This is a genomic window from Actinomadura rubrisoli (genome assembly GCF_004349215.1).
Taxonomy (GTDB): Bacteria; Actinomycetota; Actinomycetes; order Streptosporangiales; family Streptosporangiaceae; genus Spirillospora; species Spirillospora rubrisoli.
In genome coordinates this window covers 1-475 of the sequence record NZ_SMKU01000791.1, presented here as the reverse complement: position 1 = coordinate 475, position 475 = coordinate 1, and the positions used below count along the sequence as shown (strand labels likewise).

The following is a 475-nucleotide window of genomic DNA, read 5'->3' as shown; positions in this document are numbered from 1 at the left end:
GGTAGGTGTTGGCGGCGGCGTAGTTGGCTTGGCCGGGGTTGCCGAGGGTGGCGGTGAGGCTGGAGTAGTGGGTGAAGGTGGCCAGGTCGGTGGTGCGGGTGAGGTGGTGGAGGTGGTGGGCGGTGTCGGCTTTGGTGGCGACGACGGTGTGGAGTTGGTCGGGGGTGAGGTTCTCGATGGTGGCGTCATCGGTGACACCTGCCAGGTGGAACACGGCGGTGAGCGGGTGATCGAGCGCGGCCAGGTGGCGTTCCAGGTCGGCGCGGTCGGTCAGGTCGCACGCCGCGAGGGTGACGGTGGCGCCGAGCTCGGTCAGTTCCTTGGTGAGTTCGGTGGCGTCGGGTGCGTCGGGGCCTCGCCTGGACAGCAGTAGCAGGTGGCGGGTGTTGTGGTGGGTGGTGAGGTGTTTGGCGGTGATGGTGCCGAGGGTGCCGGTGCCGCCGGTGATCAGGACGGTGCCGTTGGGGTTGAGGGG

1 protein-coding gene is annotated in these 475 nt (G+C 69.1%); it reads right to left on the bottom strand.

Features of this window, described 5'->3' with window-relative positions; translation table 11 throughout:
• Positions 1-475 (bottom strand): SDR family NAD(P)-dependent oxidoreductase (locus E1298_RS47520; RefSeq protein ID WP_131903940.1); only part of this gene is annotated, 475 nt, incomplete at both ends.